The sequence below is a fragment of the Bradyrhizobium sp. B097 genome (assembly GCF_038957035.1).
Classification (GTDB): domain Bacteria; phylum Pseudomonadota; class Alphaproteobacteria; order Rhizobiales; family Xanthobacteraceae; genus Bradyrhizobium.
The window spans coordinates 2741254-2761079 of record NZ_CP152412.1 but is presented as its reverse complement, the minus strand read 5'-3'; the positions used below and the strand labels follow the sequence as shown (position 1 = coordinate 2761079).

Here is a 19826-nt window from a genome sequence, read left to right as displayed (position 1 = left end):
ATTTGTTAGGTGCCGAGGCTAGCGCTTCTGTCATGGAAACATCCCTTCCGATTCTCTCGCTGTCCGCCGCCGCGCTTGCCGGCGCCGCCGCAGCTTTCCCCAAAATTCAGGCCCGCCTCGCGCTGTCGCGGGCCAAGCACCGCTCGCTGACCGGACATTCCAAGATGTCCAAGATGGTGGCGCGCATGGTGCCGCACTACGAATTCGACATCGACGACTTCTTCCGCTCGGACGGAGCACCGAAGGACGTCGCGATGCAGCGCCAGGACGGCTTCTTCCGCCTCGCCGGCCTCTACGCGGATCGCTATCCCAAGGGCCGCGCGCTGACCGCCGAGGTGACGGAGCGGATCTCCGACCTGCAGTTCACCGAAACCTACCGCGTGCCGTTCCAGTACAGTCGCCTGGTACGCGAGCATCTCGGCACCTCGGCGTTCGTCGAGGCCTCGAGCGGCGTCACCGTCACCGACCTCGACGGCAATGTGTCCTACGACCTGACCGGCTCCTACGGCGTTAACATCTTCGGCAACGACTTCTACAAGGAGTGCATCGCCGAGGGCGAGAAGCGGGCGCACGCGCTCGGCCCGGTGCTCGGCCCCTACCACCCGATCATTGCCGACAACGTCAAGCGCCTCTGCGATATCTCGGGCCTCGACGAGGTCTCGTTCCACATGTCCGGCACCGAGGCCGTGATGCAGGCGGTGCGGCTCGCGCGCTACCACACCAAGCGGACCCATCTGGTCCGTTTCGCCGGTGCCTATCACGGCTGGTGGGGCGAAGTGCAGCCCGGCGTCGGCAACCCGGTGTCGCCGCACGAGACCTTCACGCTCGCCGACATGTCGGAGAAGACGCTGCACGTGCTGCGCACCCGCAAGGACATCGCCTGCGTGCTGGTCAATCCGCTGCAGGCGCTGCATCCGAACGGCAACGCGCCCGGCGATTCCGCGCTGGTCGACTCCTCGCGCTCCTCGAGGTACGACCGCGCCGCCTACAGCGAATGGCTGAAGAAGCTGCGCGAGGTCTGCACCGAGCGCGGCATCGTGCTGATCTTCGACGAGGTGTTCGTCGGCTTCCGCCTCGCCGCCGGCGGCGCCCAGGAATATTTCGGCGTCAAGGCCGACATGGCGACCTACGGCAAGAGCCTTGCCGGCGGGCTTCCGGTCGGCGTGGTGTGCGGCCGCAAGGATTTGATGCGCCGCTTCCGTGACGACCGGCCGGCCGACATCTGCTTCGCCCGCGGCACCTTCAACTCGCATCCCTACGTGATGACGGCGATGGACGAGTTTCTGAGCCGGCTCGCCAGCCCGAATTTCCGCTCGATCTACAACGGGCTCGACGAGACCTGGACCGGCCGCGCCAAATCGCTCAACGACCGCCTCGAAGCACAAGGCCTGCCGGTTCGTGTCGGCAACATCTCGTCGATCTGGACGGTCTCTTACACGGAGCCGTCCCGCTACAACTGGATGCTGCAATACTATCTGCGGGCCGAGGGACTGGCGCTGAGCTGGGTCGGCACCGGCCGGCTGATCTTCAGCCTGAACTACACCGACGCCGACTTCGCCGAGGTCGCCGACCGCTTCGTCGCGGCATGCGAGAAGATGAAGCGCGACGCCTGGTGGTGGCACAAGGAAGGCCTCACCAACAAGAACATCAAGCGGCAGATCCTGAAAGAGATGGTCGCCGTGAGGTTCGGGCGCTGAGCAGACCGTCATTCCGGGGCGATGCGCAGCATCGAACCCGGAATCTCGAGATTCCGGGTTCGCTCGCTGCCGCGAGCGCCCCGGAATGACGGTGCTTACATCGTCGTCAAGTTCGGGCGCCGAGGCAACGCCCTGCTCTCGCGCTCCCTCGCCCCGCTCTTTCCCATCCTTCACCTCTCCCGCTTGCGGGGGAGGTCGGATCGCATCGTTCGATGCGATCCGGGTGGGGGCTCTCTCCTCACAAAGATTGTCGCAAGCGGCGACACCCCCACCCCACCCCTTCCCCGCAAGCGGGAGAGGGAGCGCGGTCCCGTTGTGGCCAGCAGCGTAGCGTAAGCTCTTCACAAGACCCCTGAGACGTAGATGCCCGGGACAAGCCCGGGCATGACGCATATCGGAAAGATATTGGAGCAACGATCAGGCGTGCCTGACGTGCTTCTCGAGACCCGGATCGATCAGCTCGCCCTTCATCAGGAACAGCGGCGCCTTGTGATAGAGCTTGAGGTCATGGAAGGGGTCGGTGACGATCTTGGTCATCCAGACGAGGCCGGTCTCGATGTCGCGGATGAAGAACAGGTGGATGGTGCGGAACAGGAGACCGCCGACGCCAACCACGAGCCAGACCTTCGCCACCTGACGGGTGAAGTCGCCCATCGTGACCCAGGGCTTGAACAGGCCGAACAGGGTCGGATCGAAGTACAGCACCATCGGCGACAGCGCCCAGATCGCCATCAGCACGACCTTGCGCTGCAAATTGTAGCCGACCTTGATGTCTTCCTTGTGCTCGTGGGTCGCCTGATTGACGTGGTCATACCCCTTCGGCTCGAAGAAGAAGTGACCGGCCTGGCGCGAGGTCATCGAGACCAGCCAGCCGACCAGTGCCGACACGACCGGATCGAAGAACAGCATCACATAGGCGAACAGGAAGCTCAGCGCGCTGACGAAGTGCAGGCTCTGGTTGATCCGGCTGTGATGGTAGAAGCGGTGGTCATCCCAGCGCTGGGTACGGAGCTCTTGCAGAAAATTCTTGATCATTGGTTCCCCCAACATCTTTCGGGACAGGATTTACAGGGATTCGATGTATCGCGTGTGACATCATCATAATGACATATGACAATGCGGAGCGACGCCTTGACGCAACCGGAGAAGGGTCTTGCCTCATCCCGGCGAGGTTTGCGGGGATAAGGCGAAGGAGATCGTAACCTCCTGGCCAGGGGCGCGCTGTGCGCCACCTCACCCGGAGGACCGGCGGGCTGAGCCGGCTGGTCAACCGCCTCAGGCGGCTTTGGCGACGTCCGCCTTGCGGAAGCGGACCAGCGAGAAGTGGCCGAGCGGCGGGATCAGGCGGCGCTCCGCGAGCTCCATGCCGCGCGCGCCGGCCAGCCACTTGGTGTAGCGCGACCAGGCGAACTCGGCGGTCCGGAACCCGAGCGGGCGGACCACCGGCTGCAGCTTCTGCTCGATGAAGCGGCGGACGCCGGCATCGGCACTGACGCGGGTCAGGATGATCAGCTCGCCGCCCGGACGCACCACGCGGGCGAATTCGTCGAGCGCGGCTTCCGGGTTCGGCACCGCCGACAGCACGTACTGCGCCATCACCACGTCGAACGAATCGTCGGGGAATTCGAGCTTCTCGGCGTCCATCACCGCGAGGCCCTCGACATTCTTCAGGCCCTGCTCGGCAACCCGCTTCTTGGCCTTCTCGAGCATCGCCTCGGAGATGTCAGTGCCGAAGATGCGCACATTCTGGCTATAGAGCGGCAGCGAGATGCCGGTGCCGACGCCGACCTCGAGCACACGGCCGCCGATCTTGTTGGTGGCCTGGATCGCAGCCTGCCGGCCCTTGCTGAACACGCCGCCGAACACGAGGTCGTAGATCGGCGCCCAGCGGTCATAGGCCTGCTCGACCGTTTCGCGGTCGAAGTCCATGGAACGGTCGGCGCCCAGCTTGATGATTTCAGCCATAGATAAGTCTCTCGTCTTTCGTTCGTTTGAGCTGTTAATTCGGAACCGCACTGCGGCCGGCAACGCGGCGGGCGGGCCGCGGCGCGCGGCTCGGCTGCAACGTGGCCAGATTGCCGATGAACTGACGCGCACTGTTTTCCCAGGAACGCTCCAACGCAAAATTGCGGCAGTCGGCGCGCGACATTGTCAGCGCGCGCAGGCAGGCGCTGCGCAGATCGTTGTCGATCGCGCCGATTGGATGATCCGCGATAACGTCCTTCGGGCCGGTGACCGGGAACGCCGCAACGGGCGTGCCGCAGGCCAGCGCCTCGAGCTGCACGACGCCGAAGGTGTCGGTCAGGCTCGGGAACACGAAGACGTCGGCTGCGGCGAGGTGCGAGGTCAGATCCTGGCCCTTCTTCTCGCCGAGGAAAATCGCGCCGGGATATTTCTGTTCCAAGGCGGCCCGCTGCGGGCCGTCGCCGACCACGACCTTGGAGCCCGGCAGATCCAGCGACAGGAAGGCGTCGAGATTCTTCTCCACCGCGACGCGGCCCATGGTCATGAAGATCGGCCGCGGCAGGTCGAGCAGCGCCGGCTGGTCGGGATTGAAGATCTTGGTGTCGACGCCGCGGGTCCAGAAGCCGAGTTTGCGGAAGCCGCGCTCGGCAAGCTCAGTGCGCAGCGAGTCGGTCGCAACCATCGTCATTGATCCGGCCGCGTGGAAGTGGCGCAGCACGGTATAGCCGACGCTGTCGGGAATTCCGGTGCGCACCGAAACATATTCCGGGAAGCGCGTTGTATAGGAGGTGGTGAAGGCGAGCTTGTTGCGCTGGCAATAGCCGCGCACCGCCCAGCCGATCGGTCCTTCGGTCGCGATGTGGATCGCCTCGGGCGCGGCCTCCTCGATCCGGCGCGCGATCTCGCGGCGGTTCGGCAGCGCCATGCGCAGGCCCGGATAGGTCGGCACGCCGACGGAACGGAAGCCGTCGGGGGTGAGGAATTCGATCTCGGCGCCGAGGGTCGCGGCGCTACGCGCAAGCGACGTCAGCGTCCGGACCACGCCGTTGACTTGCGGATGCCAGGCATCGGTCGCAACGAGTATGCGCATCGCAGGAGACCCAAATCGTTAATCTTGATTCTGCTCGCACGACGTTCTGACATGGATGTTTCAAACGTATGACGTCATCGAAATGTTAGGATGTTTTTCACGGCGAACTGCCGGTTTTTCGTGTAACATGACAGCCAGATGTCAGAGCAGCAGAGTGAACATCCCGGCACCACGCACCGCAGGCTCAAACGGCGAAACTCCTCGCTCCTGATCCTGGCGGCCGGCATCTTCGTGTTCGCCGTCGCCGCAGGCCTGCTGTTCTACGGGCTGCGTCCGGTGACGCTGAAGATCGCGGTCGGCCCGACCGGCAGTGACGACGTCAAGCTCATCCAGGCGTTCGCGCAGGCCTTTGCGCGTGACGGCAATTCGGTGCGGCTGAAGCCGGTCACGACACAGGGCGCCGCCGAAAGCATCGCGCTGTTCACCGCGAACAAGGTCGACCTCGCGGTCGTGCGCGGCGATCTCAGTCTGCCGGCGGGCGCCGAGGCGGTTGCGGTCCTGCGCAAGAATGTCGTTGTGCTGTGGGCACCGTCGGGCGGGAAAGGCAAGCCGCGGTCCGCGAAGATCAAGAGCATCGACGATCTCCCCGGCCACAAGGTCGGTGTCATCGGCAGCACCCCGGCCAACGTCACGCTGCTGCGCGTGATCCTGACCGAGTCCGGCATCAACCCCGACAAGGTCACGATCAGCCAGTTCGCCGTCAACAAGGTCGCCGATCTCGCGCGCGATCCCTCGCTCGACGCCTACATGACCGTCGGGCCGCTCGACAGCAAGATCACGGCGGACGCGATCGCGGCGACAGCGGCGGCGCGCGGCGAACCGAAATTCCTCCCCGTCGATGTCTCGGAAGCGATCGCGCAGAAGCATCCGCTCTATGAGTCCGAGGAAATCGCCGGCAGCATCTTCTCCTCTTCGCCGGCCCGGCCCGAGGACAAGATCGAGACCGTCGGCGTCAATCACCTCATCATCGCGCAACATGCGCTGCACGAGGCAACCGTCGGCGCACTCGATCGGCAGTTGTTCACGCAGCGGCTTCAGGTCGCGCGCGACGTGCCGGCGGCGGCCAAGATCGAGAAGCCGGACACCGACAAGGATGCCGCGCTGCCGGCGCATCAGGGCGCGGCCGCCTATATCGACGGTACGGAGCGCACCTTCCTCGAAAAATACTCCGACTACATCTGGGGCGGCATCCTGCTGGTCTCCGGCCTCGGCACGGCGGGCGCCTGGTTGCGCCACTACGTGAAGCGCGACGAGCGCGAGCGTTACATCACCCATCGCGACGGTCTGCTGACGCTGATCTCGCGGGTGCGCGGCGCCGAGACGCCGGAGGAGCTCGCGGCAATGCAGAGCGATGCGGACGCGCTGCTGCGCGAGGCGCTCGATTGCTACGACGACGGCGCGATCGAAGATGGCGATCTCTCGGCGATCGGGCTGACACTCGAGCAATTCCATCACGCCGTCACCGACCGCCGCGCGGTGATCAACGGCGACAGGTCGGGCCTGCCGAGGATACGCGCCGGCTAGGCGCGCAGGCCGATTGCACCGAGAGCAATGTGCACGGAGAGCAATGTTTGGATTGCGCGTGCATGCGCGCGTGGCCATGTTGAGTACGACCACAACGCTCGGCACGACACCATGATCACGTCCATCATCGCCGATCTGCCCGCGCCATTCGTGCTCGCGGTCGCGCTGGCCGGCGTGTTCCTGATCGCCTTCATGAAGGGCGCGTTCGGCGGCGGCTTTGCCATTGTCGGCATCCCGCTGCTCTCGCTCGCGATGGACCCGATTGCGGCCGGCGCGCTGCTTGCGCCATTGTTCGTCGTCATGGACCTTACGGCGCTGCGTTTCTGGCGCCCGAGCACCTGGTCGCGCGCCGACCTCGCGATGCTGCTGCCGGCGCTGGTGGTCGGCATCGTTCTCGGCTATTTCGCGCTGCGCGATCTCGACCGCCATGCCGTCGAGATCGTGATGGGCGTGGTGACGCTGGCGTTCGCCGCGTTGTGGTTCATCGGCGGCGGCGAGATCAAGCCGCGTCCGCGCTCGACGATCAAGGCGACGCTCGCCGGGCTCTCCTCCGGCGTTACCACGATGGTCGCGCATTCAGGCGGGCCGCCGCTTGCGATGTACCTGCTGCCGCTCGGCATGTCGAAGGCGCTCTACGCCGGCACCACCAGCCTGTTCTTCACGGTCGGCAATTTGCTGAAGGCCGGCCCATGGCTGGTGCTCGCCACACCGTCGGGAAGCCTGTGGATGCTGATGGCGCTTTGCGTGCCGGCCGTGCCGGTCGGCGTCTGGGCCGGTTGGCGGCTGCACGAACGCCTCGACCAGCGCGCGCTGTACCGCGCCTGCTACGCCATTCTCGTCATCACCGCGGCCAAGCTGCTGTGGGACGGACTGGCCGGATACATCCGGCTCTGAGCGCAGGCGACGTTGTTGACGCTCGTCAGGAAGATCGCCTGCTGCTGCTGCCGCTGACGCTGATGGCAAGCGGCCCGGTCCCCTCGAGCATCTCGACCATGTCCTCCGGCTCGAGCCGCTTGCGCGCCACGAACGAGAAATGGCGGCGCAGCTTCAGGACCGGCTTCTCGATCCAGTGCCAGGAGAATGCCGCGAACGCCGTAATCAGCACCAGCGCGACGGCGAACTGGGCAATCAGCGACGCGTTCGGCAGCCACACCTTCACCACCTGCTGCATCGGGAAACCGTACAGATAGATCCCGTAGGAATAGTCGCCCCTTGAGAACAGCGGCAGCCGCGGCAGCTTCGAGACACCGAGGAACACGGTGATGTAGACCAGCGCCGGAGCAATGGCGGCATTGAGGACTGGCTGGGTGATCCAGGCGGCCGGTCCGAGCGATGCGGCTCCGACGCAGAGCGCGCAGCAGACGGCGAGAATGCGCCCGTCATAGGGAATGCGGTCGCGGTAAAGGTAGATCGCGATCCCGAGCAGGCAGGCAACCGGCAGTTTCGCGCCGCGCCCGAGGAACAGCGCCGTGCTGAAGACCTTGTCATACAGCGAGCCGGCGACGCCCGGAGGCAGTTGCGACGGCGTTGCGGCATGCCCGGTGATCTGCACGGCAAAGCCGATGCCGACCAGGACGACGACGCCGAGCACGATCAGCGCCGGCCTGCGCAGCAGCCCCAAGGTCATGATGACCGCCATCACCGCGTAGCAGCCATACTCGAACGGCACGGTCCACAGCGAACTGTTGACCTCCGGCGCGGGATTGCTGCTGAACACGCCCGGCAGGGTGTAGTTCACGAGGCCGACGACGTTCGTGAAATATTTGTAGGTGCCGGCGCTGGTGAAGTAGTCCCAGAGCGGCAGCGTGGTGAAGATCGGTCCGAGGATCAACGCCGACAGCACGATCTCGACCGCGAGCGCCGGAATGATCCGCATGCCGCGATTGATCAGGAATTCCTTCAGGCTGAGCCGCAGCCCGCTTGCGGCGATCAGGAATCCGCTCAATGCGAAAAACATCACGAGGATGGCAAATTGCGGAAACCAGAAGACCCCCGTCAAATCGGAGTCGCCGCGCCCGGTGGCAACATAGGACGTATGCCCCGCGACGACCGAGATCGCGAGCGCAACGCGGAGAAAATCGAACCCCGGACCAAAGCCCTTCTGCTGATCCAGCATGCTGCCGATCGAAGGCGCTGGCATGATTTCCACTCCATTCCGAACCACGCCTTCGGACAGCAAGCGCCGTGCCAGGAGCGATGTCTTGGGATGGGACAGCCCTCGGCAACGCGCCCTTAACCGTGCGACGAAACACTGACGAAACAAATCCCTAACGGCACGAAACCATTTTGGCGATTTCGTGCAAACGTCCTGAAACGCCTCACCTGTACTGGTTTGACCCAACGACGCGCCGGAACTGGCGCGCAGGGCGCAAACAACAGGGGTCGACAATGTTCAATTCCATCAAGCTGAACGCACGTCTCGCTGCCGCCGCCTTCGGTGCGCTGGCGATTGGCACCGTCGCTTTCTCGGGCTCCGCCGCGGCCGCTCCGCTGCCGCTATTCCCCTTCATCCTGACGCCGCCGACCGAGGCCGTGCAGCCGCCGGTGCAGTCGATGCCGCAGGCGCAGGAGGAAGACCGTTCCGTCGAATTGCCGGCCCGGCTGCGCCGCCAGGTCGTCGCCTATCCGACCCGCGAGGCGCCCGGCACCGTCATCATCGATACCCCGCACACCTATCTCTATCTCGTGCTCGGGAACGGCCAGGCCATGCGCTACGGCATCGGCGTCGGCCGCGACGGCTTCACCTGGTCGGGCACCCAGACCATCACCAAGAAGGCGGAGTGGCCGGATTGGACCCCGCCGCCGGAAATGATCGCCCGCCAGCCCTATCTGCCGCGCCACATGGCCGGCGGTCCCGGCAACCCGCTCGGCGCCCGCGCCATGTATCTCGGCGGCACCGTGTACCGCATCCACGGCACCAACGCGCCGGAGACGATCGGCACCCACGTCTCCTCCGGCTGCCTGCGCCTCACCAATGAGGACGTCACCGACCTCTATTCGCGGGTCAACGTCGGCACCAAGGTGATCGTGCTGCCGATGACCGACCGCCGCGCCGACCTCGGCTCGGCCGTCCGCTAGGCCCGACACATTCAGACATCGACGACGGCTCCGGCATCATGCCGGGGCCATCGTCGCGTTCATAATCGTTAACGTCCGGATCGTTAACTTCCATGTGATCTCGGGCGACCGGCCCGCTTCCGCCGCCGAAGCAGCTTGATCCCGCCACACTGGCGCCCTCGTCGGCGGGCCTGTACAACCCGTCAAGTTGATTTCATCCGGGGGAATGATGCGTCTACCGATGCATCCAAGAACGATCGCGCTCGGGCTCACGGTGGTGCTGGTCTCGTTCGCGATCAGCCTCAAGGCCATGGATTGGCTGGCGCCGAGCGTCACGGTGCAGGCGCCGCCGCTCGTGCAGCTGCCGCCGCTGCCGCAGGCGCCGCGCTCCTCGACGGTCGTGGCGCAGGTCTCGGTCGCGCTGTCGGCGATCCGCGATGCCGCCGAACGCGGCGCGCCGAAGACCTTCGGCGGCAAGGCCGACAATCCGGTCCAGCAGATCCTGCAAAATGCCGACATCGGCTGGACCGCCTCGCGCGGGCCGATCGCGGCGACCGGCGCGCAGGACGTGCTGACGCTGACGACCCCGATCAACGGCACGCTCCAGGTCACCGGCTCGCTGTCCGCGAAGGCGACCGGCGCGGTCAGCGACGCGCTCGGCAGCCTGCTCGGCGGCAATGTCGCCAAGCAGATCGGCGCCGTGAACATCAAGAACATCAACGCCAATGCCGACATCAAGGGCAGCGTCACGCTGACCGCGCGGCCGAAGCTCGGCGCGTCCTGGCGGATCGAGCCGAACCTGCAGGCGCAAGTCAATCTCGGCGACACCAGCCTGTCGGCCGCCGGCGTCCGCATCAGCGTGCCGGCCCAGGTGAAGCCGGTCATCGACAAGGCGGTCGCCGACCAGATTTCCGCGGTCGAGGAGCGCTTGCACAACGACCCGGTGTTCCAGAACGCCGCCCGCACGCAATGGGTCAAGGCCTGCCGCTCGATCCCGCTGCAGGGTACCGGCGGCACCGCGTCGATGCCGCCGATGTGGCTCGAACTGCGGCCGACCCGCGCGATCGCCGCGCAGCCGAAGGTCGATGCGTCCTCGCTGATCCTGACCATGGGGATCGAGGCCGAGACGCGGATCACGGAGGCGCAGACCACGCCGAACTGCCCGTTCCCCGACAAGCTCTCGATCGTGCCGCCGATGCCGAGCCAGGTCTCGGTCGGCCTGCCGGTCGACATGTCCTTCACCACGCTGACGCAGCTGGTCGAGGCGCAGTTGAAGGGCAAGACCTTCCCCGAGGACGGCTCCGGCCCGGTCGACGTGACCGTCAAGAGTGCGAGCATCGCCGCCTCCGGCGACCGGCTTTTGATCTCGCTTCTGGTGCACGCCAAGGAGAAGAAGAGCTTCTTCGGCTTCGGCGCCGAGGCGACCGTGCACATCTGGGGCCGGCCGCGACTCGACCAGGCGGCGCAGACGCTGCGGCTCACCGACGTCGAGCTGGCGGTCGAGTCCGAAGCCGCGTTCGGCCTGCTCGGCGCCGCCGCGCGCGCGGCGATCCCGCATTTGCAGCAGGCACTCGCCGATCGGCTGGTCGTCGACCTGAAGCCATTTGCGACCAACGCGCAGCGGAAGATCACCGCCGCCATCGCCGACCTGCAGAAGAACGAGGAAGGCATCCGCGTCGACGCCGACGTCAACAGCATCCGCCTCGCCGGCATCGCGTTCGATTCGAAGACGCTCCGGGTGATCGTGGAGACCGACGGCACCATCAAGGCCGCCGTCACCGCGCTACCGGCGCTGTAGGAGCTGCTCGAGCGGATTGCTCTTTTACCTCGCCCCGCTTGCGGGGAGAGGTCGGATTGCGAAGCAATCCGGGTGAGGGGGTACAGGTCTCACTACAATCGCCACTCGTGGAGAAGGCCCCTCACCCCAACCCTCTCCCCGCGAAGAGCGGGGAGAGGGAGAAGATTCGGTCCGCCGCATGCCCAAAAAGTCGTCTTTGCGACAGGTTGCCGCACCGGATAGAAGGTGCCTCGTGGAAGCAACCTCGAACGAAAAATCAGGGAGAGAAACACGATGAAATCGCTCTTGGCCGCGGCAGCGGCTGGCCTCGCGCTTGCGGTCTCCGGCACCGCGGCGAACGCCCAGATCTCCGACGACGTCGTCAAGCTCGGCGTGCTCACCGACATGTCGAGCCTCTATGCGGACGCCACCGGCAAGGGCTCGGTCGCCGCGGTCGAGATGGCGGTCGCAGATTACGGCGGCAAGGTGAAGGGCAAGCCGATCCAGGTCGTCGTGGCCGATCATCAAAACAAGCCCGACGTCGGCGTCAGCATCGCGCGCAACTGGTACGACAACGACAAGGTCGATGCGGTCCTCGACGTGCCGACCTCGTCCGTCGCGCTGCCGATCTCGGCGCTGACGCGCGAAAAGAACAAGATCCACATCAACTCCGGCGGCGGCTCCTCCGATATCACCGGCACCGCCTGCTCGCCCAACACCGTGCACTGGACCTACGACACCTATGCGCTGTCGAATGTCGCCGGCAAGGCGATGGTCAAGCGCGGCGAGGACACCTGGTTCTTCGTCACCGCCGACTACGCCTTCGGCATGGCGCTGCAGCGCGACGCCGCCAACGTCGTCAAGGAGACCGGCGGCAAGGTGCTCGGCGAAGTCCGCCACCCGCTCAACTCGTCGGACTTCTCGTCCTTCCTGCTGCAGGCGCAGGCTTCCAAGGCCAAGGTCGTGGCGCTGGCGAATGCCGGCGGCGACACCACCACGGCGCTGAAGCAGGCCGCCGAGTTCGGCCTGACCCAGGGCGGCCAGAAGTTGATCGCGCTGCTGATGGAAATCACCGACACCCATGCGCTGGGCCTGAAGGCGACACAGGGCCTGATCGTCACCGACGCCTTCTACTGGGACATGAACGACGAGACCCGCGCCTTCTCGAAGCGCTTCAACGAGAAGGTCGGCCACATGCCGACCATGATCCAGGCCGGCCTTTATTCGGCGACCATGCATTACCTGAAGGCGATCGAAGCCATCGGCACCGACGAGGCGCCGAAGGTGATGGAGCAGATGCGCAAGACGCCGGTCAACGACTTCTTCGCCAAGAACGGCCATATCCGGATCGACGGCCGCATGGTGCACGACATGTACCTGTTCGAGACCAAGAAGCCCGAGGAATCCAAGGGCGAGTGGGATCTCTACAAGCTGATCACCACCGTGCCCGGCGACGAAGCCTTCCGCCCGCTCGACAAGGGCGGTTGCCCGCTGGTGAAGTCGAACTGACGAGCACGCTGCCGCGCGCCGCGTCGCCCGGATGCGTGCCCGATGACAGCCAACAAGAAATGCGCCCGGCCGGCACCGGGCGCATTTTTCTTTCCGCGTTTCTTTCCGCGGCAGGTCCCGGTGATCGCCCGCGTCAGCCGGCGCTATTCGCCATTCGCGCGCGGGATCATCCAGGTCGAATACGTCTGCCAGACGCCGTCGCCCAGATTGCGTTGATAGGCGATGAAATCTGCATGGTCGCCGTGCACGAGCTCATAGCGATAGTACCTTGAGAGGTCGTCGATCTGCTTGGTCATGGAACGTCTCCGTCATAAGGGGAAGCAACTCTATTTCGACGTAGTCGAGCCGCGCCGGCGATCAATAGAATGATTTTTATCATTCAATCACAGGCGCGAGAGCTGGTCTGATCCGGTTTGAGGATGCGGGTCGATCGACGCACATTCTCTGCTGGGCCTCAGCGCCGGGCACGATGCGCACTGCGGCGCGGCACATGAACGACGCCGATGCCGCTCTCCTGCGCTTGCAGCGCCTGCAGCACCGCGGGCGGCAGCAGCACCAGCTTGGCCGCCGGCGTCGGCGCGCCGTTGTTGAGCACGTCCCGATACGGATACAGCGCTTGGTAAGCCGCCGGCTCGGAGATCGCGGCCTGGGCCGAGGCGGCCGTCGCCGCGATGGCCGACAGCGCCACAGCCAGCGCGATTGTTCTGAACGTCGTGGTGCTGAACGACCTGGCGACGTGGGAAATCCTGATAGTCATGGTAACGCTCCCGCGATTTACATCGCATACGATTAATTCGCTCGCGCCAGATAAAGGCATGGAGCGGCTGGTCTTCAAGTATCCCGATTTAATCGGATACGATTTATTCGGGCGCGGGGCTTCAAATATCCGTGTGACCGGCGATGCCATGCGCGGCCCGCAATGGCGGCCTGCTCGGGCCACGCGGCAGCGGCGCGAAAGTCAGCGGGCACGCCCGCGGTCGCAAGCGCGAACCTGGGCGGAACCTGGGTTCACTGCAGGATGGTTCGTCACATGCAGCGAGCACGCGGGCTTCGCGCTTCAAAGCGCCCGCGGCTGGAATTGTGCGTGCAACCGCGCATCGATGCGGCGCACATCGCAACGAGATCGCCTCGGCGGCACCGGACGCGGTTGCTCCGGTCAAATTCGAGCCGGATCGGACAGGCTGCCGAGGTTGGCAGGATTTAACATCCACGCCATAGTGAATGACTATCCTGGTCATGAGCCAATGTGGGGTCAGCTATGGACGTGTCACCTTCTGGTAACGAGAGCCGAAGCACGTCGGAGCCACCACAGGCAGCGCGCCAGGACAATGCGCACGCTGCGACGCGCATGCCGGCCATCATTGTCGGCGTCGTTGCCGCGATCATCGTTGCGCTGTCGATCTATTATCTGCTGCGGCCCGAGCCGCTGCTCGTGCAGGGCGAGGTCGACGCGACACGGCTCGATATCGCCGCGCGCGTCGACGGACGGGTCAAGGACATCCCGGTCGAACGCGGCCAGAACGTCGCCGCGGGCGCTGTCCTGGTGAAGATCGACAACCCGGAAACGCTTGCAAAGCAGGACCAGATGCGCGCCGCCAAGGCTGTTGCGGATGCGCAGCTCGCCAATGTCATGGTTGGAACGCGGGTCGAAACCATTGCCGCGCGGAAGGCGGAAATGGAGCGCGCGGAGGCCGCGCAGGTGCTGGCGCAGAAGACCTTCGATCGCGCCAAGACACTGACCGAGCAAGGCAACGCGCCGCAGGCCCGTCTCGACCAGACCACCGATGCGCTGCACGAGGCCGAGCGCGGGCTCGATCAGGCGAAATCGGCCTATGAGCAGGCGGTCAACGGTTACACCAAGGAAGAACGCGCGATCGCGAAAGCCAATGTCGAGAAAGCCGAAGCCGACATTCAGAGCGTCCAATCGGTGATCGATCAGCTCGCGGTCTACGCGCCGGTCGCAGCGCAAGTCTATCAGCGCAACGTCGAGCCGGGCGAGTTCGTCTCGCCGGGCGTGCCGCTGGTGACGCTGATCAATCTCGGAGATCTCTGGATCCATTTCGATCTGCGCGAGGACCTCGTCAAGGGCCTGAAGGTCGGCGACAAGTTCGACGTCCGCATTCCAGCGCTCGACGACCGTCATGTCACGGTCGAGGTCAAGCTGATCGCCACCAAGGGCGAATATGCGAGCTGGCGGGCGACCCGCGCCACCGGCGATTTCGATTTGCGGACATTCTCGATCCGCGCCTATCCGGTGCAGCCGGTGCCCGAACTGCGGCCCGGCATGAGCGCCTATCTCGACTGGCGGTCGCGGCAATGAGGCTGGCCTCAAAGCCCGGATTCTGGCGGGTCGCACAGCGCGAGTGCCGGTGGCTGGTGCGCGACCGCGTAGCATTGCTGCTGATCTTCGGCGTGCCGCTGTTCGCCTTCGCGGTGCTCACCACCGTGTTCAGCCAACCGGTGATCCGCGGCCTCGGCGTCACCATCGTCGACACCGACAAGTCGGATACCTCGCGCGCGCTGACGCAGCAGGTCGCGGCCTCGCCGAGCCTGCGGATCGTCGACGATTCCGGCTCGCTGTCGTCAGCCGTGCAGGACATCCGCTCCGGCAAGGCGATTTCGGCGATCTTCATCCCGCCGAATTTCGAACGCGACCTGAAGGCGGATCGCCGTCCGCAGGTCGTCGGCTTCTACAACCAGCAATTCCTGACCGCGGCCGGCATCGCGTCGTCGGGCTTGAACGATGTGCTGTCCGCCGCGGCGAGCGCGGCCGCGCCGGCCAATCGCGCCGCCCCCGCCCCGGCGTCGATGGGAACGCTGACCGCGGAGACCATTGCGCTGGTCAATCCGCAGAAGAACTACGCGCAATTCCTGCTGCGTGCGCTGCTGCCGACGATCATCCACGTCGTGATCACGCTCGCCGCGGGCTATTCGGTCGGCTCCGAATTCCGCCGCCGCAACGCCCGCGAGTGGCTCGAAAGCGCCGGCGGCGATCCGATCGCCGCACTCGCCGGCAAGCTCGCGCCGCTGTTCGTGATCTTCATCCTGATCATGCTGGCCCAGCCGCTGATCCTCGAGGGCGTGCTGCAGATTCCCTTCAAGGGCGACGCGTTGCTGATGATCGCGGCGGGCCTGCTTCTGATCATCGCCTATCTGTCGCTCGGCGCCCTGCTCCAGCTTCTGGTCCGCGACCTCGCGACCGGGCTCGGCCTCGCCGGCCTGATCGCCTCCCCTGCGTTCGGCTATGCCGGTGTCGGTTTTCCCACCATCGGCATGAATACGTTTGCGCAGGTCTGGAGCGCGATCCTGCCGCTGCGCTGGTACATGGCGGTGCTGATGGGACAGGCGGCGCGCGGATTGCCCGCGTCGGAATCGGCAATTCCCTTCGCGGCGCTCGCCGGCCTCACCCTGCTGTTTGCCGCGCTCGCATGGTGGCGCATGGCGAGCCTGACGCGCCGGGGCTGGTTCGCGGCGGCGCGGCCGGCCGAACCGCCGGTCAGCGAGCAGACGCCGCCCGGCGTCGGCGGCGCCTTCCTGGCGGAATGGCGGCGCGTGCTCGGAACGCGCAGCGCCTTCAGCCTGCTGTTCCTGGCACCGCTGGTCTACGGCATCTATTATCCGCAACCCTATCTGAACCAGATCCTGCGCAAGCTGCCGATTGCGGTCGTCGACAATGATCTCAGCGATCTCTCACGCCAGATCGTCGAGACGCTCGACGCCAGCGGCACGTTGAGCGTGACGGTTCGCGCCCGCACCCTCGCGGAGGCAAGCACCGCCATCGACCGTGGCTATGCATTCGCCGCCGTGCAGATTCCGCCCGGCACCGAACGCGACGTGCTCAAGGGCCTCACCGCGCACATCCCGGTCTACGCCGACGCCACCTATCTGTTCATCTTCCGGTCGACCGCAGGCGCGGTCGCCACCGCGATCGGCACGCTGGCATCCGAACTGGTGTCGCGGGGCGCCCGCTCCGACGGCAGTCTGGTCAAGGCGAAGCTCGCGAGCCTCAGCCCGGCCAACGTCCTGCTGCAACCGATCTTCAACCCGGTCGGCGGCTATGCGAGCTACATCGTGCCGGCGGCGTTCATCCTGATCCTGCAACAGACGCTGCTGATCGGCGCGGCGATGCTGACCGGCACGGCGCTGGCGAACTCCCGCAACACGGTCGCGGGCGTGTTCGGGCGCGGCGTGGCCCATCTGACCATCTATCTGCCGGCGCTCGCGCTCTATCTGATCGTGCTGCCGCGGATCTATGGTTTCTCGACGCTGGGCCATCTGCCGCAGATCTTCGCGCTGGCGACCGTCTTCCTGCTGGCGACGAGCTTCCTGGGACAGGCGATCGGCGCCTGGTTCACGCGGCCGGAGAACGCCACCATCCTGCTGCTGGCGACCAGCCTGCCGCAATTCTTCACCGCCGGCTTCGCATGGCCGCGCGAGGCCATCCCTCCAGCGGCCACGGCGCTCGGCCGGCTGTTTCCGGCCGACTCGGCGATCGACGGCCTCGTGCGTATCAACCAGCTCGGCGCCAGCATCTGGGAGGTCTCGCATGACTGGCTCAGGTTGTGGTGCCTGGCCCTGGGCTATTTCGTGCTCGCCGTGATCTCCGCGCTGGTGTTCAAGAGAGGACAGCAACATGCCCAACGCTAGGCGCGCAGCCATTGTCGCGATCCCGCTTGTGCTCGTCGCCGGTGCGCTGATCTACGCCGAGAGCCGCGCGACGCCGGCGCCCGCAATCGTCGGCGTGGTCCGCTCGACCGAAGTCAGGATAGAGCCGGAAGTCAACGGCCAGCTGGTGTCGATCGCGGTCGAGAAAGGCGCCAAGGTGCACGCGGGCGACGTCCTCGCCAAGCTCTCCGCGGTCGAGTTGAGCGCACAGGCGGACCAGGCACGGGCCGCGCATGCCGCCGCGGAGGCGAGCCGCAACAACGTCTATGCCGGCGTCCGCCGCGAGCAGATCGACTCGCTGAAAGCTGCGATCTCGAAGGCCAATTCGCGGCTCGACTATGTGGAGACCCAGCTGAAGCGGATCACCACGCTGGCGAGCCAGAGCTTTGAAACCCAGCAGGCGCTCGACCAGGCCGAGAACGACGTTGCCGCGGCGCGCGCCGGCGTGGCGGCGGCGCAGGCGAATTACGAAGCCGCCATGGCGGGGCCGACCAAGGAGGAGCGCGCCATCGCCGACGCCCAGGTGCAGGCGGCCGCGGCCGCCGTTGCGGTGCTCGAGCGCCGCCTCGACAAGATGGTGCTGCGCGCGCCGGTCGACGGCGTGGTCAGCGTGATCGCCGCGGAAGTGGGCGAGAACGTTCGCGCGGGTCAGCCGATCCTGATGATCGCGGCGGCCGGCAAGCAATGGCTGTCGTTCAACGTGCGCGAGGACCATCTCGACGGTCTTGCGATGGGCAAGACCGTGAGCGTGATACCGAACGGTTCCAGCGCCGCCACCAAGGCTGCCATCACCGAGTTGCGGCCGCTCGGGGTGTTCGCCACCTGGCAGGCCGAGCGCGTGATCGGCGATCACGACCGCAACACGCTGCGCCTGCGTCTCGACCCCGCAGGCGCCGCAGAAGGCCTCGAACCCGGCATGAGCGTCCGGATCGGACGTTGACAACGCGCCGCGCCCGGCCGCGAGCCGCAGTGAGGTGCGTGCTGTCGCCCCCCGGCGCGTCGCGGAAGCTTGTATGGGCCCGTCTCGCCGAATAGTCATCGGACTGTCAGAAGATTGCGACAAGAAGACAACGGCGTCGGCCCTGTTCGGCTCGGCCTTCATGGCATCGCCCCGATGCCACGCAAAAGATGGAGATTTGGCCGTGAGGCAGATTCGTTCGCGACGGAAGATGCATGTTGGCGCGATGCTGCTCGGTGCGGCGGCTTTGGCGGTCCTGCTGCCGTCGATGGCATCAGCGCAAACCGGCCCGGCCCCGGCCGGCGCCAACCCGTTCCTGACCGTCGATGGCAAGTTGCCGCTCGTGATCGGGCATCGCGGCGTGCCGGGCCTGGTGCCCGAGGAGACCGAGGCATCGTATGAGCTGGCCGCCGACCTCGGCACCGACGCGCTCGAAGAGGACCTGCATTTGACCAGGGATTGCGTGCTGGTGGCACGTCATAATCCTTGGCTCGGCGACAACACCAACGTCGCCGAGGTGGCGAAGACCAATGCGGAAGTCGCCAAACGCAAGCGCACGGCGCCGGGCGTTCCCGTCAAGGTGAAATGGCCGCAAACGCCGACCAGCGGGCCGGCCGAATATCCCACCGACCTCATCGATCCGGCCGATCCCAAATCGGTGCTGAAAGCGCTCATCGTCGACGGCGACGACCACACCAATGATTGGTCGATCACCGATTTCACGATGGACGAGCTAAAGACCTGGATCGCCGGCACCACCTATGATGCGGCCAACGAACGGCCAAAACTGTTCAACGGCAAGTTTCCGATCATAAGCTTCCAGGACATCATCGACATCGCCAAAGCCAAGAGCAAGGCGACGGGACGGTCGATCGCGGTCTATCCGGAAACCAAGAATCCGACCTGGAACAATGCCCAGGCGATCGCCAATGGCTGCGGCGCGCCCGGCAGCCACCCGCTCGAGGACGCCCTGATCAAGATCATCAGGGATAACGGCCTCAACACGAAGGACGCGCCGATCATCGTTCAGAGCTTTGAGCCCGGCAGCCTGAAATATATGCGCAGCCACGGACTGGAAACGCGGCAGGTCCAGCTGATCGACGGCAACGGCGTCGATTTCAAGACCGGCAAGGTGCTGCTCAACAACATCGCCAATTCCCGTCCATACGACTGGACGGTCGCGGGTGACGGCCGCACCTTCGATGCGATGCTGACGCCCGAGGGCCTCGCCGAGATCAAGACCTATGCCGACGGCATCGGTCCGTGGAAGGCCTATATCGTCCCCTACAAGATCTCGCCATGGAAGGACAGCAACGCCGACGGCAAGCCCTACAAGGGATCGACGGCGGAGGCCTCGACGCAGGAGGCCACCAGCGTCATTGCCGACGCGCACAAGCTCGGCCTGTTCGTGCACGTCTTCACGTTCCGGAACGAGAAGAAATATCTGGCCGCCGACTATCACGGCGATCCTGGCCTGGAATATCTGAAGTTCTTCCGTCTCGGCGTGGATGGGGTCTTCACGGATTTCACGCACACCGGCGTTGCCGCCCGTGCAGCTTACCTGCGTGAACTGGGCTGGTAACG

16 protein-coding genes are annotated in these 19826 nt (G+C 65.5%); 10 read left to right on the top strand and 6 right to left on the bottom strand.

Features of this window, described 5'->3' with window-relative positions:
- The first annotated feature begins 32 nt into the window (after positions 1 to 32).
- A complete protein-coding gene (locus AAFG07_RS12780) occupies positions 33 to 1697 on the top strand; it encodes an aminotransferase class III-fold pyridoxal phosphate-dependent enzyme (protein ID WP_342727577.1) in 1665 nt (554 codons plus the stop codon).
- A 417-nt stretch (positions 1698 to 2114) separates the two neighbouring features.
- On the opposite strand, the gene AAFG07_RS12775 is transcribed toward AAFG07_RS12780, so the two are convergent.
- The 3 genes from AAFG07_RS12775 to AAFG07_RS12765 all read right to left on the bottom strand — a co-directional run bounded on the left by AAFG07_RS12775 (position 2115) and on the right by AAFG07_RS12765 (position 4752).
- Complete coding sequence (locus AAFG07_RS12775) at positions 2115 to 2732, bottom strand: hypothetical protein (protein ID WP_342727576.1); 618 nt, start codon at positions 2730 to 2732, stop codon at positions 2115 to 2117.
- A gap of 240 nt (positions 2733 to 2972) precedes the next feature.
- The gene (locus AAFG07_RS12770) at positions 2973 to 3662 is read right to left on the bottom strand and encodes a methyltransferase domain-containing protein (protein ID WP_092115972.1); all 690 of its coding nucleotides are present in this window, start codon (positions 3660 to 3662) and stop codon (positions 2973 to 2975) included.
- Positions 3663 to 3696: 34 nt separating this feature from the next.
- A complete protein-coding gene (locus AAFG07_RS12765) occupies positions 3697 to 4752 on the bottom strand; it encodes a glycosyltransferase family 1 protein (RefSeq protein ID WP_342727575.1) in 1056 nt (351 codons plus the stop codon).
- 138 nt (positions 4753 to 4890) lie between these two features.
- On the opposite strand from AAFG07_RS12765, the gene AAFG07_RS12760 reads away from it, so the two are divergent.
- Entirely contained in the window at positions 4891 to 6276 is a 1386-nt protein-coding gene (locus tag AAFG07_RS12760) for a TAXI family TRAP transporter solute-binding subunit (RefSeq protein WP_342727574.1), read from the top strand.
- Positions 6277 to 6387: 111 nt separating this feature from the next.
- Positions 6388 to 7170, top strand: a complete 783-nt coding sequence (locus tag AAFG07_RS12755; RefSeq protein WP_342727573.1) for a sulfite exporter TauE/SafE family protein — start codon at positions 6388 to 6390, stop codon at positions 7168 to 7170.
- Positions 7171 to 7195: 25 nt separating this feature from the next.
- Here AAFG07_RS12755 and AAFG07_RS12750 read toward each other — a convergent pair whose 3' ends face one another.
- Positions 7196 to 8416 carry an acyltransferase gene (locus AAFG07_RS12750; RefSeq protein ID WP_342727572.1) on the bottom strand — a complete coding sequence of 407 codons (1221 nt, stop codon included), beginning with the start codon at positions 8414 to 8416 and terminating at the stop codon, positions 7196 to 7198.
- 248 nt (positions 8417 to 8664) lie between these two features.
- On the opposite strand from AAFG07_RS12750, the gene AAFG07_RS12745 reads away from it, so the two are divergent.
- The 3 genes from AAFG07_RS12745 to AAFG07_RS12735 all read left to right on the top strand — a co-directional run bounded on the left by AAFG07_RS12745 (position 8665) and on the right by AAFG07_RS12735 (position 12619).
- Positions 8665 to 9354, top strand: a complete 690-nt coding sequence (locus tag AAFG07_RS12745) for a L,D-transpeptidase (protein ID WP_342727571.1) — start codon at positions 8665 to 8667, stop codon at positions 9352 to 9354.
- A 208-nt stretch (positions 9355 to 9562) separates the two neighbouring features.
- The gene (locus AAFG07_RS12740) at positions 9563 to 11131 is read left to right on the top strand and encodes a DUF4403 family protein (protein WP_342727570.1); all 1569 of its coding nucleotides are present in this window, start codon (positions 9563 to 9565) and stop codon (positions 11129 to 11131) included.
- A 273-nt stretch (positions 11132 to 11404) separates the two neighbouring features.
- Positions 11405 to 12619: an ABC transporter substrate-binding protein gene (locus tag AAFG07_RS12735; RefSeq protein ID WP_342727569.1), complete on the top strand. Its 1215-nt coding sequence runs from the start codon at positions 11405 to 11407 to the stop codon at positions 12617 to 12619.
- A 143-nt stretch (positions 12620 to 12762) separates the two neighbouring features.
- Here AAFG07_RS12735 and AAFG07_RS12730 read toward each other — a convergent pair whose 3' ends face one another.
- Both AAFG07_RS12730 and AAFG07_RS12725 read right to left on the bottom strand, forming a co-directional pair.
- Positions 12763 to 12915: a hypothetical protein gene (locus tag AAFG07_RS12730; protein ID WP_173638050.1), complete on the bottom strand. Its 153-nt coding sequence runs from the start codon at positions 12913 to 12915 to the stop codon at positions 12763 to 12765.
- Between the two features lie 158 nt (positions 12916 to 13073).
- Positions 13074 to 13376: a hypothetical protein gene (locus AAFG07_RS12725; protein ID WP_342727568.1), complete on the bottom strand. Its 303-nt coding sequence runs from the start codon at positions 13374 to 13376 to the stop codon at positions 13074 to 13076.
- 591 nt (positions 13377 to 13967) lie between these two features.
- Between AAFG07_RS12725 and AAFG07_RS12720 the strand changes: the two genes are divergently transcribed.
- From AAFG07_RS12720 to AAFG07_RS12705, 4 genes are all read left to right on the top strand, one after another.
- Positions 13968 to 14939, top strand: coding sequence for an efflux RND transporter periplasmic adaptor subunit (locus AAFG07_RS12720; RefSeq protein ID WP_342727567.1), 972 nt, complete (start codon positions 13968 to 13970; stop codon positions 14937 to 14939).
- Positions 14936 to 17266, top strand: a complete 2331-nt coding sequence (locus AAFG07_RS12715; RefSeq protein ID WP_342727566.1) for an ABC transporter permease — start codon at positions 14936 to 14938, stop codon at positions 17264 to 17266. The genes AAFG07_RS12720 and AAFG07_RS12715 overlap by 4 nt, the downstream gene beginning before the upstream one ends.
- Entirely contained in the window at positions 17253 to 18224 is a 972-nt protein-coding gene (locus AAFG07_RS12710; protein WP_342727565.1) for an efflux RND transporter periplasmic adaptor subunit, read from the top strand. Before AAFG07_RS12715 ends, AAFG07_RS12710 begins: the two co-directional genes overlap by 14 nt.
- A gap of 202 nt (positions 18225 to 18426) precedes the next feature.
- Complete coding sequence (locus tag AAFG07_RS12705; RefSeq protein WP_342727564.1) at positions 18427 to 19824, top strand: glycerophosphodiester phosphodiesterase family protein; 1398 nt, start codon at positions 18427 to 18429, stop codon at positions 19822 to 19824.
- The last annotated feature ends 2 nt before the right edge of the window (positions 19825 to 19826 follow it).

Excerpts from the sequence above, each read along its gene's own strand:
- AAFG07_RS12780 (WP_342727577.1), top strand. The coding sequence starts at position 33 with ATGGAAACATCCCTTCCGATTCTCTCGCTGTCCGCCGCCGCGCTTGCC.
- AAFG07_RS12775 (WP_342727576.1), bottom strand. The coding sequence starts at position 2,732 with ATGATCAAGAATTTTCTGCAAGAGCTCCGTACCCAGCGCTGGGATGAC.
- AAFG07_RS12770 (WP_092115972.1), bottom strand. The coding sequence starts at position 3,662 with ATGGCTGAAATCATCAAGCTGGGCGCCGACCGTTCCATGGACTTCGAC.
- AAFG07_RS12765 (WP_342727575.1), bottom strand. The coding sequence starts at position 4,752 with ATGCGCATACTCGTTGCGACCGATGCCTGGCATCCGCAAGTCAACGGC.
- AAFG07_RS12760 (WP_342727574.1), top strand. The coding sequence starts at position 4,891 with ATGTCAGAGCAGCAGAGTGAACATCCCGGCACCACGCACCGCAGGCTC.
- AAFG07_RS12755 (WP_342727573.1), top strand. The coding sequence starts at position 6,388 with ATGATCACGTCCATCATCGCCGATCTGCCCGCGCCATTCGTGCTCGCG.
- AAFG07_RS12750 (WP_342727572.1), bottom strand. The coding sequence starts at position 8,416 with ATGCCAGCGCCTTCGATCGGCAGCATGCTGGATCAGCAGAAGGGCTTT.
- AAFG07_RS12745 (WP_342727571.1), top strand. The coding sequence starts at position 8,665 with ATGTTCAATTCCATCAAGCTGAACGCACGTCTCGCTGCCGCCGCCTTC.
- AAFG07_RS12740 (WP_342727570.1), top strand. The coding sequence starts at position 9,563 with ATGCGTCTACCGATGCATCCAAGAACGATCGCGCTCGGGCTCACGGTG.
- AAFG07_RS12735 (WP_342727569.1), top strand. The coding sequence starts at position 11,405 with ATGAAATCGCTCTTGGCCGCGGCAGCGGCTGGCCTCGCGCTTGCGGTC.
- AAFG07_RS12730 (WP_173638050.1), bottom strand. The coding sequence starts at position 12,915 with ATGACCAAGCAGATCGACGACCTCTCAAGGTACTATCGCTATGAGCTC.
- AAFG07_RS12725 (WP_342727568.1), bottom strand. The coding sequence starts at position 13,376 with ATGACTATCAGGATTTCCCACGTCGCCAGGTCGTTCAGCACCACGACG.
- AAFG07_RS12720 (WP_342727567.1), top strand. The coding sequence starts at position 13,968 with ATGCCGGCCATCATTGTCGGCGTCGTTGCCGCGATCATCGTTGCGCTG.
- AAFG07_RS12715 (WP_342727566.1), top strand. The coding sequence starts at position 14,936 with ATGAGGCTGGCCTCAAAGCCCGGATTCTGGCGGGTCGCACAGCGCGAG.
- AAFG07_RS12710 (WP_342727565.1), top strand. The coding sequence starts at position 17,253 with ATGCCCAACGCTAGGCGCGCAGCCATTGTCGCGATCCCGCTTGTGCTC.